This window comes from Halomonas sp. (assembly GCF_033549285.1).
Taxonomy (GTDB): domain Bacteria; phylum Pseudomonadota; class Gammaproteobacteria; order Pseudomonadales; family Halomonadaceae; genus Halomonas.
This window is the reverse complement of the sequence record NZ_JAWSUJ010000199.1, coordinates 1-645: the sequence shown is the minus strand read 5'-3', so window position 1 is coordinate 645 and position 645 is coordinate 1. Positions and strand designations below refer to the sequence as shown.

At 33.6% G+C, this 645-nt stretch carries 1 protein-coding gene; it reads right to left on the bottom strand.

Going from position 1 to position 645, the window contains the following annotated elements; all coding sequences use genetic code 11:
* On the bottom strand, nucleotides 1–645 hold a 645-nt coding region (locus SCI24_RS21405; protein WP_318727286.1), incomplete at both ends, for a hypothetical protein.

Sequence of the window (645 nt, the reverse complement as noted above, 5' to 3'; positions counted from 1 at the left end):
GGTTGCAGGTCAAGCCAGTTTTTAAAACAATTAAAGATTTTTTCTATAACATCCTTTCCGAAATAAAGAGAAATAATATCAGGGGCACTCTTATTCAAATCAGTAGTGAAAATTAAACATTTTCCGTCTCTGCTTTTTGCTTTTCTCCGATTATCTTCATCAGGGCTAACTTGAATTTTACCATCTACTTTTTTCACAATAAAATAATTAGAAACTCCTTTGATGGCTGACTTAATTTCGTTTTCTATACAACTTGATTTTTCATCACAACCAGGTGAGGTTAATATCTCAGCTATTTTCTTCTCTGCTACCGTTATTTTTTTCAATCTGAGAGAGCGTGCTTGTTCAAGATCTGTATGATTAAAACAGATAATAGCTCTTCCATTTATACCAAAAAGTGTTGTGGTTTTGTCTTCATAATAAACTAATCCAGACGGTCGTAATAATTCATTCTCCTCAGAAATATCACATTCTACAAGCTCTTTTGCCTCATTCGAGGTCAACGGAATACCACCTATGATCTTATTCTGGGTCTCAGCAAGTGATTGTAAATTAGTAATGGATGCCATCCCCCGATCAAGAATTAAATCATCAATTTCAAAATCTATCCGTTTAACATCAAAAATCATTTGCTTGACAGTGGTT